11 protein-coding genes and 1 rRNA gene (1 of these 12 cut by a window edge) are annotated in these 16,235 nt (G+C 40.1%); all 12 read left to right on the forward strand.

Annotated elements, in window-relative coordinates; genetic code table 11:
• Positions 1-9 precede the first annotated feature (9 nt).
• Positions 10-3,549 carry a transcription-repair coupling factor gene (gene mfd / locus PYW42_RS00960; protein ID WP_002364517.1) on the forward strand — a complete coding sequence of 1,180 codons (3,540 nt, stop codon included), beginning with the start codon at positions 10-12 and terminating at the stop codon, positions 3,547-3,549.
• A gap of 15 nt (positions 3,550-3,564) precedes the next feature.
• The gene (locus tag PYW42_RS00965) at positions 3,565-5,154 is read left to right on the forward strand and encodes a putative polysaccharide biosynthesis protein (RefSeq protein WP_002364515.1); all 1,590 of its coding nucleotides are present in this window, start codon (positions 3,565-3,567) and stop codon (positions 5,152-5,154) included.
• Between the two features lie 14 nt (positions 5,155-5,168).
• Positions 5,169-5,432, forward strand: a complete 264-nt coding sequence (locus PYW42_RS00970; RefSeq protein WP_002356255.1) for an RNA-binding S4 domain-containing protein — start codon at positions 5,169-5,171, stop codon at positions 5,430-5,432.
• Between the two features lie 254 nt (positions 5,433-5,686).
• On the forward strand, positions 5,687-6,166 hold the full coding sequence (locus PYW42_RS00975; protein WP_002356257.1) for an FtsB family cell division protein: 480 nt from the start codon (positions 5,687-5,689) through the stop codon (positions 6,164-6,166).
• Positions 6,167-6,210: 44 nt separating this feature from the next.
• The gene (locus PYW42_RS00980; RefSeq protein WP_002356258.1) at positions 6,211-6,690 is read left to right on the forward strand and encodes a S1 domain-containing RNA-binding protein; all 480 of its coding nucleotides are present in this window, start codon (positions 6,211-6,213) and stop codon (positions 6,688-6,690) included.
• Between the two features lie 85 nt (positions 6,691-6,775).
• On the forward strand, positions 6,776-8,164 hold the full coding sequence (gene tilS, locus PYW42_RS00985) for a tRNA lysidine(34) synthetase TilS (protein ID WP_002389622.1): 1,389 nt from the start codon (positions 6,776-6,778) through the stop codon (positions 8,162-8,164).
• 18 nt (positions 8,165-8,182) lie between these two features.
• Positions 8,183-8,728 (forward strand): hypoxanthine phosphoribosyltransferase, encoded by a 546-nt coding sequence (gene hpt, locus PYW42_RS00990; protein WP_002356260.1) that lies wholly within the window; start codon positions 8,183-8,185, stop codon positions 8,726-8,728.
• Positions 8,729-8,821: 93 nt separating this feature from the next.
• The gene (gene ftsH / locus PYW42_RS00995) at positions 8,822-10,972 is read left to right on the forward strand and encodes an ATP-dependent zinc metalloprotease FtsH (RefSeq protein ID WP_010816085.1); all 2,151 of its coding nucleotides are present in this window, start codon (positions 8,822-8,824) and stop codon (positions 10,970-10,972) included.
• A 161-nt stretch (positions 10,973-11,133) separates the two neighbouring features.
• The gene (hslO, locus tag PYW42_RS01000) at positions 11,134-12,030 is read left to right on the forward strand and encodes an Hsp33 family molecular chaperone HslO (protein WP_002359370.1); all 897 of its coding nucleotides are present in this window, start codon (positions 11,134-11,136) and stop codon (positions 12,028-12,030) included.
• Positions 12,031-12,041: 11 nt separating this feature from the next.
• Positions 12,042-13,040, forward strand: coding sequence for a tRNA dihydrouridine synthase DusB (gene dusB / locus PYW42_RS01005; RefSeq protein ID WP_002356263.1), 999 nt, complete (start codon positions 12,042-12,044; stop codon positions 13,038-13,040).
• Positions 13,041-13,133: 93 nt separating this feature from the next.
• Positions 13,134-14,630 carry a lysine--tRNA ligase gene (gene lysS, locus PYW42_RS01010; RefSeq protein ID WP_002389561.1) on the forward strand — a complete coding sequence of 499 codons (1,497 nt, stop codon included), beginning with the start codon at positions 13,134-13,136 and terminating at the stop codon, positions 14,628-14,630.
• A 653-nt stretch (positions 14,631-15,283) separates the two neighbouring features.
• Positions 15,284-16,235 (forward strand): 16S ribosomal RNA (locus PYW42_RS01015) (it continues 609 nt past the right edge of the window).

The following is a 16,235-nucleotide window of genomic DNA, read 5'->3' on the forward strand; positions in this document are numbered from 1 at the left end:
GGCTCTTGTTTGAATATTATCGAACGAATTAGCCAAACAGAAATTGCTAAATCATGGCGCAGTCAACTAATGACAACAGGAACGCGTCAACTAATTACTGGGTTATCAGGCTCTGCTAAAACATTACTGATGGCAGGCGCTTTACAAAAGACGCATCAAAAAATTGTTATTGCGGTCCCAAACCTATACTATGCCAATCAATTAGTAGATGATTTTTTAAATATTTTACCTTCAGAACAAGTTCATCTATTTCCAGTAGATGAAGTGTTATCCGCCGAAATGGCCTTTTCTTCACCAGAAGCGCGCGCAGATCGAGTGAGTGCGTTAAATTTCCTGATGACAGCGAATGCAGGAATCGTGGTCGTACCAGTAGCTGGACTACGAAAATATTTGCCAACGAAAGAAACGTGGCAAAATGCGCAACTTCATTGGGAAATCGGGACAGAAGTAGAACCTGAAATCCTCGCGCAACGCTTAGTGTTAATGGGCTATGAACGCCAATCGATGGTCGGAAAGCCTGGCGAATTTAGTATTCGCGGAAGCATTGTTGATGTCTATCCGCTAAATGCCGAATACCCTGTTCGGGTGGAACTGTTTGATGTTGAAATTGACTCAATCCGTTATTTTGAAGCGGATACTCAACGCTCATTAGAAAATCTTGAAGAAGTAACGATTTCACCAATGACTGATTTAGTATTCTCAAAGGCAGATATGAATCATGGCATGACGAGGTTACAAGATGCTCTAGAAAAACGTTTAGCGACAGCTAAAGATCAAACGGAGACCGATTTTTTAGAAGAATATTTTGGTCAGTTGCTGTCTTCTTGGGAACAAGGGATTCCTACAGAAAATGCTCACTATTATACAGATTTTCTGTACCAACAAAAAACTACTCTGTTAGATTATTTACCAGAAAATAGTTTGCTTTTTGTGGATGATTATTCTCGTATGATGGAAACGGAGCGAGAAATCGCTAGAGAGGAAGCGGAATGGCAAACCCTGAAAATTGAAGAAATGCGCGTGTTTTCTGAACAAACTTTTGGCGTAGACTTTCATGATCAATTGCGAAAAACTGCACGAAATACGACCTTCTTTTCACTTTTTCAAAAAGGGATGGGGAATCTTCGTTTCCAAGAAGTCCATAATTTCCAATATCGTTCAATGCAACAATTCTTCGGTCAAATGCCGTTGCTAAAAGCGGAAGTGGACCGTTGGCAAAAGCAAAACCAAACGGTCGTTGTTTTTGTTCCTACGAAAGAACGGATTCAAAAAGTCGAAGAGCTATTTCAGGACTTTGACATACCTAGCGTAGTAAGCAATTGGGATCAGTTGTTAGATGGGCATGTCCAAATTGTCCAAGGGGCATTACAAACAGGGTTTGAATTACCTAAAAACAAGCTCGTGGCGATTACGGAAAAAGAAATTTTTCATACAACGACCAAAAAACGGGCACGTCGTCAAACAATCTCTAATGCGGAACGTTTGAAAAGTTATAGCGACTTAAAAACGGGCGATTATGTCGTTCATGCGAATCACGGGATTGGTAAATATATTGGTATGGAAACCTTAGAAGTTGATGGGGTTCATCAAGATTACATGACTATCTTGTACCAAAATGATGACAAGTTATTTATTCCAGTAACACAATTGAACTTGATTCAAAAGTTCGTTGCTTCCGAGTCTAAAACGCCGAAAATTAACAAGCTAGGCGGCAGTGAATGGACGAAAACTAAACGAAAAGTTGCTTCGAAAATTGAAGATATCGCGGATGATTTAATCTTACTTTATGCGACAAGAGAGTCGGAAAAAGGCTATGCTTTTCCGCCAGATGATGCGTATCAAAAAGAATTTGAAGAGGCTTTTCCGTATTCTGAAACAGATGATCAATTACGTAGTGCTGCCGAAATTAAACACGACATGGAAAAATCTCGACCAATGGATCGTTTGTTAGTTGGCGATGTAGGGTTTGGTAAAACAGAAGTGGCTTTACGAGCGGCCTTCAAAGCTGTTAGCAACAATAAACAGGTCGCCTTTTTAGTGCCAACAACTATTTTAGCGCAACAACATTACGAAACGATTCAAGAGCGGTTTGAGGGCTTTCCTGTAGAAATTGGTTTATTAAGTCGTTTCCGCACGAAAAAACAGCAAAATGAAACAATAGAAAAAATTAAACATGGACAAGTAGATATTGTGATTGGTACCCATCGTTTATTGTCGCAAGATATTAATTTTAGTGATTTAGGCTTGTTGATTATTGATGAGGAACAACGGTTTGGAGTGAAACATAAAGAACGACTAAAACAATTGCGTTCACAAGTGGATGTCTTGACGTTAACAGCAACGCCAATCCCAAGGACCCTTCATATGTCGATGTTAGGTGTCCGTGATTTATCCGTCATCGAAACCCCACCAGAGAATCGTTATCCGATCCAAACGTATGTCATGGAAAATAATCCTGGGGCGATTCGGGAAGCGATTGAGCGAGAAATGGCCCGAGATGGTCAAGTCTTTTATTTATACAATCGAGTAGATACGATCGAACGAAAAGTTGAAGAGTTACAAGCGCTAGTTCCAGATGCACGAATTGCGTATGCACATGGGCAAATGACAGAAGTACAACTGGAGAATACTTTGTTTGATTTTATTGAAGGACAATATGATATATTAGTCACTACAACAATTATTGAAACAGGAGTAGATATTCCTAATGCTAATACCTTGTTTGTAGAAAATGCGGACTACATGGGCTTATCTACGTTGTATCAATTACGTGGTCGTGTGGGGCGTAGCAATCGAGTGGCCTATGCTTATTTTATGTACGAACAGCAAAAAATCCTAAACGAAGTTAGCGAGAAACGTTTAGAAGCAATTAAAGACTTTACGGAATTAGGTTCTGGGTTCAAAATTGCGATGCGTGACCTTTCCATTCGAGGGGCCGGAAACCTTCTTGGTGCCCAACAACATGGCTTCATTGATTCGGTTGGGTTTGATATGTACTCACAGATGTTATCTGAGGCAGTTGCTCGTAAACAAGGAAAAAATATCCAAGACCAAAAAACGTCTGTTGAGATTGATTTAGGCATTGATGCTTATATTCCAGGAACGTATATTACAGACGAACGACAAAAAATTGAAATTTATAAACGGATTCGTCAATTAGAAAATATGGATATGTACGAAGAATTAGAAGCGGACTTGTTAGACCGCTTTGGAGAGTATCCTGACGAAGTGGCGCATTTATTAACCACTGGCCGTATCAAAATGGATGGCGACCGTGCCTTGTTAGAAAGTATTCGTAAACGCGATCAAAAAGTCAAGTTTGTGTTAAGTAAAATTGGCACAAAAACATACTCTGTGGAGCAGTTGTTTGAAGCGTTATCGGCAACCAGCTTAAAAGCGGATCTAGCAGTTGAGAAAGAACAAATGACTATTTCCTTGAAGTTGCCGAAAGATTGTAAAGAAGCTGTTTGGATTCAAGAAATTGCTGCTTTTACAACCGCATTGCGACAAGAAAAATACAAACATTCGCAAGAAACGGATTCCCTTTAAAAGGAGGCCTAGAAGATGGCGCAAAAAGAAATGCAACGAATGATGCAAGGTGCCGTTGTGTTAACCATTGCTTCCTTCATTGCAAAAGTGTTGAGTGCGTTTTATCGCGTTCCTTTTCAGAACTTTGTAGGGGATGAAGGATTTTACGTGTATCAGCAAGTTTATCCAATCTATGGGATTGCGATGACATTAGCATTGTCAGGCTTACCGCAATTTATTTCCAAAATTGTTGCTGAACAACCAGATATTCGGAGTCAAAAACAAGTGTTGCGCCAACTATATCCCTATGTGTTATGGTTAGCGATTGCTTGTTGGGCCTTCTTTTTCTTTGGTAGTCAAGAAATTGCTATTAGTATGGGGGATGCTGCACTCCAACCATTAATGGAAGTTGTTTCCTTTACCTTTTTACTCGTTCCAATTCTTTCCTTCTATCGTGGAAATTTTCAAGGTCATTTGTTGATGGTGCCTAGTGGTATTTCACAGGTGATGGAACAGTTTGTGCGTGTCGGGGTTATTCTAGTAGCTGCGTTGTCCTATCATTACTTTGGTGGCTCCATTTACCAAACGGGGACGGTGGCTATGAGTGGTGCGTTGGCTGGCGGTGTCTTAGCGGTACTTGTCTTATGGTACTACAATCGAAAAATTCTTAGTGGAAGTACGGAATACTTGCATCAATGGAAGATTATGCCTCAAACCACAGGACTATTTAAACGTTTAATGATTGAGGGTGGTTTGGTCTCTTTATATAGTGCTTTTCTGATTCTATTTCAATTAATTGATTCCTTTAAAGTAAAAAATGCCCTCATGCTTTTCGGGCTCTCTGATTTAGCTGCGAAAGTGGACAAAGGGGTCTATGATAGAGGACAACCACTAGTTCAATTAGGATTGGTAATTGCTTTAGCTTTAAGCTCGACCTTTTTACCAGGTTTGACAAAATATTTTATGAAAAAAGACCGTCAACAATTTTTACAAGTTGCAAAAATCTTTTTGCGCCTTACCACAACCTTGGCATCGGCGGCTTCGATTGGTCTAATGATGTTATTGCCGTACATGAACTTTACACTTTTTAAAGATTATAAAGGCAATGATGTTTTAGGGGTGTATGTTTTATCCATCGCTTTTATGGCCATTATTCAGGCCTACCAAAGTATTGAACAAAGTCGCAATCGTTTTAAAGGTCCTTTAGTGGCAGCTGGTGTGGGCTTATTAGTGAAGTTACTGACAACGGGCTTTTTCACCATTCGTTGGGGAACATTAGGTGCTAGTTGGTCTACTATTCTTGGGTTACTAGCGACGCTATTCGTTTTAGTCCGACAATCGGATGCAGCGATTAATTGTTTTGTTCGAGAACGAAACTTTTTGAAAAAACTGTTGCTTAGTTTAGCAATCATGATGCTGTCATTACTGGTCTATCAAGGAATTATCTCCATCTTGTTCCAAGGTGTGCATCACCGAAGTCAAGCGTTTTTCGTTACAGTTTTAGGTGTTGCAGTGGGTGGTACAGTTTTTATTAGCACCATCATTAAGTTAGAATTATTTACGATACGTGAATGGTTAAGTTTACCGTATGGCGCAAAAATTTTACGGATGAGACAAAAAAAATAAAAGAGGTGAATGTGATGCGGTTAGATAAATTTTTAAAAGTTTCTCGCATTATTAAAAGAAGAACAGTTGCCAAAGAAGTCGCTGATAAAGGTCGGATTCAAATCAACGGAGTCTTAGCCAAATCTTCTAGTACTGTGAAGATTGGTGACCTTGTCAAAATTCAATTTGGGAACAGAATTTTAGAAGTAGAAGTCCTGCAACTAAATGACTCTACGAAAAAAGAAGATGCCACAAAAATGTATGAAATAAAATCAGAAACACGTGTCTCTGAAGAATAAGCAGGTGAGGATGGAGCGCTTGGCAAGTTCATTGAAAAGATGAATATTCCAAGCGCTTCATCCTTTCAGCGTTTTAATGAAACAGACGCGCCGCTTTTGAAAAAAATTAATAAATCAACCACTGTTATTTCAAAAGCAAAGAATATTTTAGAAAAAAGCTTGATTTTCTTTAACTTCTCTGAAATTAACATTAGACAAGGTTCTTAGATGTTGGTATAATAAAACGGACAATCCAAAGCGAGTGGAGCGAGACGATGGGAAAGAATGAAAAAAACTCGAAGAAAGTTGCGGCATTGGAAAATGACTACACGAAAGAACAGTATGTCGAATTCCAAAAACAACAGAAACAATTGATTTTTAGACGCAGACGCTTGGCAGCGATTTTTCTCGTGGCCTTCATTATTTTTGCCTTTTCTGGCATCCAATTGATGAAAGATTATCATCGCTTAGGTGCTTTCAAACAAGAACGAGCAGATGCAATTGCTGAATCCGTAGCAGTTGATAAGAAGGTCAAGGATCTAAAAAAAGACGTTGCTTTGTTAAAAGATGATGATTATGTGGCAAAATTAGCACGTAGCCGTTTCCTTCTCTCAAAAGAAGGCGAACAGATTTATCCCACACCAGAACAAATGAAAAAAACACAGACTTCTGGAGCGGAAGAAAGCAAGAGCAGTTCAGAAAAAAATAGTCAATCACAGTCTTCAACTGAAACAACTAAGTCTTCAGCTGAATAAACTGCAATTATAATTAGGGAAAAAATAGGAGGAACAATTTTTTTATGTCAATCGAAGTAGGAGCTAAATTGCCAGGAAAAGTGTCAGGGATTACTAACTTTGGTGCATTTATTGATTTAGGAGAAGGAAAAACTGGGTTAGTACACATCAGTGAAGTGTCTAATGGATTCGTTAAAGATATTCATGATGTATTAACAGTAGGTGACGAAGTAACAGTGAAAGTAACCTCAGTTGGTGACGACGGCAAAATTGGCTTATCGATCCGTAAAGCACAAGAGCCAGCAGAAGGGCAACAACCAAAACGTGAATTTCAACGTCGTGAAAACAATTATGAGAATCGTGACCGTAATCCACGCGCAGGGGGCAAAAAGCCTTTCAATAAACCACAAGCAAATAACAATAACAATAAACAAGATTTTGACTCATTGATGAGCTCTTTCTTGAAAGATAGTGATGACCGTTTATCTTCATTAAAACGTAATACTGAAGGCAAACGTGGCGGACGTGGCGGACGTCGCGGCTAAGCACAAACAAATAGGGGGACTGGGGATAACGAATGGGTTATTTCTCGGTTCCTCTTTTATTCTAAGGAAGAAAGAAGGGCGGACAATGTTTTGGCAGTTTTACAAACGAGGAAAAGAACAAGGATTTTGGCAACCGCATCAAACAATCGTGGTCGCCGTTTCTGGTGGTGTAGACTCCATGGCCCTTTTGACGTTAATGGAACAGGTGGCAGAAAAAGAACAATTACAATTGGTTATTGCACACGTCAATCATCAATTGCGAGAAGCGTCGGCACAGGAAGCGCAATATCTCGCTACCTATTGTCAGCAACGAGAGCTAACGTATTATGAAACACGTTGGGAAGACCCTGAAAAGCAACGAAATTTAGAAGCAAAAGCGCGCACATTTCGTTATGAATTTTTTAAAGAAGTCATGGAAATTGAAGGTGCGGCGGTCTTAATGACGGCACATCATCTAGACGATCAAGCGGAAACGATTTTAATGAAGCTGATTCGAGGAACTAATTTTTCCCATTCCGCAGGCATTAAAGAGAGACGTCCTTTTGCGACAGGGGAATTGATTCGTCCGTTACTTATTTATCCAAAAGAAGAATTGTATCAATTTGCACAGCGCCAAGCATTCGTTTATTTTGAGGACGAAACGAACCAAACCAATGAATATTTGAGAAATCGGCTCCGTAATCAGGTTTTGCCGCTATTAAAGCAGGAAAATCCGCAATTCTTAGATCAGATTGCTTCTTTTAGTAATGAACAACGTTTTGCCCAAGAATTTATTCAAGAACAAATTGAGCCTCAATTATCTGAAGCCGTAGAACCGACCAAACAAGGATGGCGCATTCCTTTGAAGAGATTATTAAAAGAAACGCCTGCGTACCAGCACTTCTTTTTAACCGCGTTTTTCCAAAAAACATTAGTGCCATTAGGGGTTTCGTTAAACCAACGCCAGATGACACAAATTTTAAAAGTTTTGAATGATGAACGCCAACCGCAAGGCTCGGTTATGTTAGAACAGCAATGGCAACTAGCTAAAAGTTACGATTGGCTGTGCTTAGAACAAAAACAGGTTGCACTGCGAGAAGAAGTTACACATTTATTAGTACCTGGTGCGGGGATTTATTTATCGGAAACCGAGTGGCTAGGATTAATTGCGACAGACAAACCGTTTCCTCTTCCTGAAGAGATTAATCAATGGGCGGGCCAGTTGTTGGCAATCCCGTTGACCACAGCCACACCTTTGACCGTTCGTCATCGCCAAAGTGGTGATCGGATTACATTAAAACTAGGGTTTACGAAAAAATTAAGCAGAGTTTTTATTGATCAAAAAGTGCCAAATGAAGCGAGAGAGAGTGCTTGGGTCATTACGGATGAGCAAGAGGAAATCATTTGGGTACCAAAATTTGCAAATTCCTATTTGAGTATTCCTTTAGAAACTGATAAAATACACTACAGACTCCTTTTTAAGACAAAGGAGTAATGCTGAAAGGAGCGCACTATGATAGAAAAAGATATTGAGAAAGTCCTAATCTCCAAAGAAGAAATTCTTGCGAAGTCTGCAGAGCTTGGCAAGCAACTGACAGAAGAATATCAAGGGAAAAATCCTTTAGTGGTCGGTATTTTAAAAGGTGCAGTACCATTTATGGCTGATTTGACTCGTGAAATCAATACTTATTTAGAATTGGACTTTATGGATGTATCTAGCTACGGCAACGCGACAGTTTCTTCAGGCGAAGTAAAAATTGTCAAAGACTTAGACACAAATGTCGAAGGTAGACATATTTTAATCGTAGAAGATATCATCGATAGTGGTCGTACATTAGCGTATTTAGTAGATTTGTTTAGATACCGTAAAGCTGCATCTGTGAAAATTGTTACCTTATTAGATAAACCAGAAGGCCGTGTAGTAGACATTAAAGCTGACTACGTAGGGTTTGATGTGCCCAATGAGTTTGTGGTCGGTTACGGATTAGACTATGCAGAAACGTACCGCAACTTGCCTTATATTGGCGTTTTAAAACCTGAAGTTTACGAATCAAATTAATATCTATCAAGGAATTAATTGTGTTACAATGTAAAGGTCAGGATTGATAAAAGAATAACATGAATTGTAATGATGAGCATAAGGAGGACAGGCATGAACAAAAAGAATAATGGCATGAAAAATGGTTTATACTACGTCTTAGTAGTACTTGCCATGGTCATGGTTGTCTATTTCATTTTTGGAAATAACAACCAACAATCGCCAGACATCGATTACTCAACCTTCCAACAACAATTGGAAGACGGAAAAGTCAAAGACATGACCATTCAACCAACCAATGGGGTTTACCGGATTGAAGGTCAGTATAAAGAAAAACAAGAAGTAAAAGACACAGGTGGTCTGTCATTGTGGGGCTCAACGCAAGCGTCGTCAAAAGGCTTCACAACAACCGTTTTACCTAGTGATACAACCTTAGCTGGCATTCAAGATGCGGCACAAAATAACAAGGTGAAGCTAGTTGTCAAAGAACAATCAACAAGTGGTGCTTGGTTGTCACTGTTGTTTAGTTTCCTACCATTAGTGATTATTTTCTTCTTCTTCTACATGATGATGAGCCAACAAGGCGGTGGCGGCGGTGGCCGTGTGATGAACTTCGGTAAATCAAAAGCCAAAGAAGCCGATAAAAAAGCTAACCGTGTCCGCTTCTCAGATGTAGCTGGTGCGGAAGAAGAAAAACAAGAATTAGTTGAAGTAGTGGAATTCTTAAAAGATCCACGTCGTTTCGCTGAATTAGGCGCACGGATTCCTGCGGGCGTACTATTAGAGGGACCTCCAGGGACTGGTAAAACGTTACTTGCTAAAGCCGTAGCAGGTGAAGCAGGTGTGCCATTTTACTCAATCTCAGGTTCAGATTTCGTTGAAATGTTTGTCGGGGTCGGTGCTAGCCGTGTCCGGGATTTATTTGAAACAGCGAAGAAAAACGCGCCTGCGATTATCTTTATCGATGAAATCGATGCAGTTGGTCGTCAACGTGGTGCTGGTATGGGTGGCGGACACGACGAACGTGAACAAACCCTTAACCAATTATTAGTTGAGATGGATGGTTTTGATGGCAATGAAGGAGTTATCGTAATTGCTGCAACGAACCGTTCAGACGTGTTAGACCCAGCGTTGTTACGTCCAGGTCGTTTTGACCGCCAAATCTTGGTAGGACGTCCAGATGTCAAAGGTCGTGAAGCGATTTTACGTGTTCATGCGAAAAACAAGCCGTTAGCTGATGACGTTGATTTGAAAGTTGTTGCACAACAAACACCAGGTTTTGCTGGTGCTGATTTAGAAAATGTCTTAAACGAAGCAGCCTTAGTTGCCGCTCGTCGTAACAAGAAAAAAATTGATGCTTCTGATGTGGATGAAGCCGAAGACCGCGTAATTGCTGGTCCAGCTAAAAAAGATCGCGTGATTAATAAAAAAGAACGCGAAATGGTGGCTTACCATGAAGCGGGACACACAATTGTTGGTTTAGTCTTAAGTCGTGCCCGTGTTGTCCACAAAGTAACAATTATCCCTCGTGGTCGCGCAGGCGGTTATATGATTGCTTTACCAAAAGAAGATCAATTCTTAATGACTAAAGAAGATATGTTTGAACAAATCGTTGGCTTACTTGGTGGACGTACAGCAGAAGAAATTATCTTTGGCGTTCAATCAACAGGGGCTTCAAATGACTTTGAACAAGCAACAGGGATTGCCCGTAGCATGGTAACTGAATATGGAATGAGCGACAAATTAGGACCTGTTCAATATGAAGGAAACCATCAAGTCTTTGTCGGTCGTGATTATGGTCAAACAAAAGCTTACTCAGAACAAGTGGCGTTTGAAATCGATCAGGAAGTTCGTCGTATCTTAATGGATGCTCATACGAAAGCGCATGAAATTATCGAAGCGCACCGTGAACAACATAAACTAATCGCTGAAAAACTATTAGAATATGAAACATTAGATGCAAAAGCAATCAAATCATTATTTGAAACAGGTAAAATGCCTGAAGGTACTGACAGCGACTATCCTAGTGAAAAAGAAGCGCAAACATTCGAAGAAGCAAAACGTGCTTTAGAAGAAAAAGAAGCGCAAAAACAAGTTGAAGAAAAGCAAGACTTTGAAGAAGCGAAAAAAGAATTACATGATGAAGCAGAAGAAGTCAAAGTAGAAAGCGAACAAACAGAAAAAGAAGTCCAATCTGAAGAGAAAAAAGATTCAGATTCCAATTCTGAATATGATCGCAATAACTACGAAGATCGTTATAAATAACCAATTAGTAGAAGGTGCAGTATTTGTCGAGTTGACGAATACTGCACCTTCTATAATATTAAGATATTCTATAGAAGGAAGATTATTTGGTTGAAAAAACACCTGATTCCTAGTATTATCTGACTAATGGACAAAAAAGCACCAAGAGAAGAGGAAAAAGAATGGAAGATTATTTGGTAAAAGCCCTTTGTTATAAAGGTTCAATTCGAGCATATGCCATCAGTGCCACTGAAACTGTTAGCGAAGCGCAAAGAAGACATGATACATGGAGTTCTTCTACCGCAGCGTTAGGGCGCACATTGATTGGAGCCCTTTTACTAGGAGCGACTTTAAAAGGTGACGATAAATTAACTGTAAAAGTACAAGGGAATGGCCCAGCTGGTGCTATTATTGTCGATAGTAATGGCCGTGGAGAAACAAAAGGCTACATTAAAAATCCACATGTCAGCTTAAAGTTGAATGCAACAGGTAAAATTGATGTACGTGGCGCTGTCGGTAACGAAGGGATTTTCACAGTCATTAAAGATTTAGGATTAAAAGAAACCTTTTCTGGACAAACACCTATTGTTTCTGGTGAAATCGGTGAAGACTTTACATATTTTATGGCGGTCTCTGAACAAGTTCCTTCAGCTATCGGTTTAGGTGTATTGGTGGACACGGATGAATCTGTGAAAGCAGCCGGTGGTTTTATGATTCAAGTAATGCCAGGTGCCGATGAAAGTACCATTGATTTTATTGAACAGCGTCTAGCGGAAGTGCCACCAATTTCACAATTACTAGAAAATGGAGAAACACCTGAACAAGTCTTGTATCGCTTATTGGGAGAAGACGAAGTAGAAATTTTAGAAAAAATGCCTGTACAATTTAAATGTGACTGTTCCAAAGAAAAATTTGCGACCGCTTTGATTGCCGTTGGGATCGATGAATTAAATGCGATGATTGATGAAGATCATGGAGCGGAAGCAGTTTGTCAATTCTGTAACAATAAATATCACTATAGTGAAGAAGAATTAATTGAACTTCGCGATGAAGCGATTCGCAATACGAAACAAAAGTAGGAGGAAAGACTATGTGGAAAATTGGAGACGTTGAAATCCCCAACCGTGTTGTCGTAGCTCCGATGGCGGGTATTAGTAACGCCGCTTTTCGTGTGACTGTAAAAGAATTTGGCGCAGGATTAGTCGTTTGTGAAATGATTAGTGACAAAGGAATTAAATTAAGAAACAAAAAAACCTTAGAAATGCTATATATTGATGAGCGAGAATATCCTTTAAGTGTACAAATTTTTGGTGGAGATAAAGAAACATTAGTGGAAGCTGCTAAGTTTGTGGAAGAAAATACGCAAGCGGCGATTATTGATATTAACATGGGTTGCCCTGTCAATAAAATAATTAAAGCTGAAGCTGGTGCGAAATGGTTGCTGGACCCGAATAAAGTGCATGAGATGGTTCACGCAGTCTCTTCGGCAGTTTCTTTGCCTGTCACTGTAAAAATGCGAACAGGCTGGGATGAAGATCATCTATATGCTGTAGACAACGCTTTGGCTGCCGAACAAGCAGGGGCTTCGGCCATTGCTATGCATGGTCGGACACGTGTCCAAATGTATGAAGGGACAGCCAACTGGGACGTTTTAAAGGAAGTGAAAAAGCATTTAACCATTCCTTTTATGGGAAATGGCGATGTCAAAACGCCTGAAGATGCTAAACGCATGTTAGAATATGTTGGAGCGGATGGTGTGATGATTGGTCGAGCTGCTTTGGGCAATCCTTGGATGATTCAACGGACGAAAGAATACTTGGAAACGGGCGAATTGATGCCTGAGCCTTCACCAGCTGAAAAAATTAATATTGCAAAAGTTCATTTACAACGATTAGTGGATTTAAAAGGTGAAAAAATTGCGGTCCGTGAGTTTCGCCAACATGCTTCTTACTATCTAAAAGGAATCTCGCGAGCAGCCAAAGTGAAAGTTGCGATTAACCAAGTCGAAACACAACAAGCAGTTGTCGATTTACTTGATGCCTTTGTAGAAAAGATTTCCAAAGTTGCTGTAACTACTATAGAAGAATAAAAAATTCAAGCCGAAAGTAAAATTCGGCTTGCTTTTTTTCGAATTACTGTGGCATTATTAGGATAGGTTAAAATCAAGAATGGAGGAACAACAGTGGCAGAAGAACAACAAGCGCATTTAGAGGATTTAAATGATCAAATGCTCGTGCGCCGCGAAAAAATGGAAGCTTTACGTGAAGAAGGGATTGATCCTTTCGGTAAACGTTTCGATCGCACTCATAATTCAGCAGAACTTCATGAACAATATGATAATCATACAAAAGAAGAACTTAGTGAAATGAATACAGAAGTCAGCGTTGCTGGACGTATGATGACAAAACGTGGTAAAGGAAAAGCTGGTTTCGCCCATTTGCAAGACCGTGAAGGCCAAATTCAAATTTATGTTCGGAAGGACCAAGTTGGAGACGAAGCCTATGAACTATTTAAACATGCTGACTTAGGCGACTTCTTTGGTGTGACAGGTCAAATAATGAAAACCAATACGGGGGAAGTTACTGTTAAAGCTCAAACAATTACGTTATTAACTAAAGCTTTGCGTCCATTGCCAGATAAATACCATGGATTAACGAATGTGGAACAACGCTATCGTCAACGCTATTTGGATTTAATCAGTAACAAAGAAAGCTTTGATCGTTTCATGAAACGCAGTCAAATTATTAGCGAAATCCGTCGTTATCTAGATGGCAATGGCTATGTCGAAGTAGAAACGCCTGTCTTGCATAACGAAGCAGGAGGAGCTGCTGCTCGTCCATTTATCACACACCATAATGCATTAGATATGGACTTATACTTACGCATTGCCCTAGAGTTACATTTAAAACGTTTAATTGTCGGTGGCATGGAAAAAGTATATGAAATTGGTCGTGTCTTCCGTAATGAAGGAATCGATACCACTCATAACCCAGAATTTACAATGCTAGAAGCTTATACCGCTTATACTGATTATCAAGATGTGATGGATTTAACAGAGGGAATTATTCGTAATGCTGCGGAAAAAGTCTTAGGAACTACTGATATCACGTACGATGGTCAAGCGGTTGACTTAGGAAGTCCTTTCAAACGTCTACACATGGCAGATGCGGTCAAAGAACAAACGGGCGTAGATTTTTGGCAAGAGATGACGATAGAAGAAGCCCGTGCGTTGGCTAAAGAACATAATGTTGAAATTACAGATGCCATGACAGTCGGTCATATCATTAATGAATTTTTCGAAACATTTGTAGAAGATACGTTGCAACAACCAACATTTATTTATGGTCACCCAGTAGCTGTTTCACCATTAGCGAAGAAAAATCCAGAAGATGGTCGTTTCACTGACCGCTTTGAACTATTTATTATCGGAAAAGAGTTTGCTAATGCATTTACAGAATTAAATGATCCAATTGACCAACGTGAACGTTTTGAAGAACAAGAAAAAGAACGGGAACAAGGAAATGATGAAGCACACGGAGTAGATGAAGATTTCATCGAAGCCTTAGAATATGGCTTACCACCAACCGGAGGATTAGGTATTGGGATTGATCGACTAGTTATGTTATTAACTGATGCACAATCAATTCGTGATGTCTTGCTATTCCCAACAATGAGATAAAAAAAGATGCCTTAAGGGCATCTTTTTTTTGTATTCGCAAAAAATTAAATAAAAAAAGAATAGAAAAACAATTGAAACCAATTCTTTTTTTCTAAAAAAATCGAAGATGGGTAATAAAAAGAATGGGTAATCTGATAAAAAAACGAACTTTATCTAATCGGATAAGAAAGAATAATCGGTATTGAAAAAAAGTTTAAAAAAAGTGAAAATAATGATTGACCAATGCTTGAAATCTTGGTATATTATTACATGTCGCAAGGCGAGTCACACAGCTGAGCGATTCAGAAATCAATAATTAAATAACAATTCTTGATTTCAAATCTCTCGAAAAAAGTTTGAAAAAACAACAAAAAAAGTTGTTGACAAATAACAAACGAGATGATAAGATATAGAAGTTGTCACAACAGACGACAACAACCGAGCAAAACAACTTAAAAAAACTTTTTTAAAAAAGTTCTTGACATTCAAGCGAAAGTTTGTTATGATATAAAAGTTGCTGCGAGGTAACGTAGACCTTTGAAAACTGAACAAAGAATAGACGAACCAAATGTGTAGGGCGTCTTGATTCAATTCAAGACAACAAACATTTTTAACAAGCAAGCAATATGCTAGCAAACAATTGAGCTTAACAATCGCAAGATTGTTCTAACTTTTATTATGAGAGTTTGATCCTGGCTCAGGACGAACGCTGGCGGCGTGCCTAATACATGCAAGTCGAACGCTTCTTTCCTCCCGAGTGCTTGCACTCAATTGGAAAGAGGAGTGGCGGACGGGTGAGTAACACGTGGGTAACCTACCCATCAGAGGGGGATAACACTTGGAAACAGGTGCTAATACCGCATAACAGTTTATGCCGCATGGCATAAGAGTGAAAGGCGCTTTCGGGTGTCGCTGATGGATGGACCCGCGGTGCATTAGCTAGTTGGTGAGGTAACGGCTCACCAAGGCCACGATGCATAGCCGACCTGAGAGGGTGATCGGCCACACTGGGACTGAGACACGGCCCAGACTCCTACGGGAGGCAGCAGTAGGGAATCTTCGGCAATGGACGAAAGTCTGACCGAGCAACGCCGCGTGAGTGAAGAAGGTTTTCGGATCGTAAAACTCTGTTGTTAGAGAAGAACAAGGACGTTAGTAACTGAACGTCCCCTGACGGTATCTAACCAGAAAGCCACGGCTAACTACGTGCCAGCAGCCGCGGTAATACGTAGGTGGCAAGCGTTGTCCGGATTTATTGGGCGTAAAGCGAGCGCAGGCGGTTTCTTAAGTCTGATGTGAAAGCCCCCGGCTCAACCGGGGAGGGTCATTGGAAACTGGGAGACTTGAGTGCAGAAGAGGAGAGTGGAATTCCATGTGTAGCGGTGAAATGCGTAGATATATGGAGGAACACCAGTGGCGAAGGCGGCTCTCTGGTCTGTAACTGACGCTGAGGCTCGAAAGCGTGGGGAGCAAACAGGATTAGATACCCTGGTAGTCCACGCCGTAAACGATGAGTGCTAAGTGTTGGAGGGTTTCCGCCCTTCAGTGCTGCAGCAAACGCATTAAGCACTCCGCCTGGGGAGTACGACCGCAAGGTTGAAACTCAAAGGAATTGACGGGGGCCCG

It is taken from the genome of Enterococcus faecalis, assembly GCF_029024925.1.
GTDB classification, from domain to species: Bacteria; Bacillota; Bacilli; order Lactobacillales; family Enterococcaceae; genus Enterococcus; species Enterococcus faecalis.